This is a genomic window from Vibrio sp. 378 (assembly GCF_033339435.1).
Genome location: NZ_JAWOUO010000970.1, coordinates 1 through 559, shown reverse-complemented (window position 1 = coordinate 559; position 559 = coordinate 1). Strand labels below are relative to the sequence as shown.

The 559-nt window shown below is 48.1% G+C and carries 1 protein-coding gene; it reads right to left on the bottom strand.

Features of this window, described 5'->3' with window-relative positions:
- On the bottom strand, positions 1 to 559 hold a 559-nt coding region (locus R7Q48_RS29860), incomplete at both ends, for an EAL and HDOD domain-containing protein (RefSeq protein WP_318134003.1).

Genomic DNA, 559 nt, shown 5'->3' with positions numbered 1-559 from the left:
GCTTGCTGCACAGAATCACTCAACGGCAGTTGCTTCACCAAAGCTTCGATCGATAAGTCGAGCATGGCATCTAAGATCGACAATAAGCCGACCATAAAGCCTTGCTCATTGAGATGAGAAAAAGGTTGGTAACGCGACATCAGCTCACAGAACTGGGCACGTTGCAAAGAGAGGTTGTACAACTCACGCGGTTTGTTGCTCGAGATGTAAGACGCCACCACCAAAGAGACAAATTGCTTCAGCTTGTCTTGACCAAGGTAAATCAGCGCCTGACGGAACGAGCTGATTTCCACCTCTAATGTGGTGATCTGGGTATTCACAAAACGCAGTAACTTGTACGACAAGGCCACATCTTGCGTAATGATGCTTTCAATGCGGTCAAAATCCGGCTCTGGCGCGCAGACTTCCCGAAACAGTTGTAACGCTAACACCTGCTCCGGACTGACGTATTTGGTTTGCGACACCAATGGCTTGCTAAAAAAGTAGCCTTGAAAGAATTTAAAACCCGCCGCTTTGGCTTGCTCAAACTCTTCTGCGGTTTCGACGCGTTCCGCTAAAA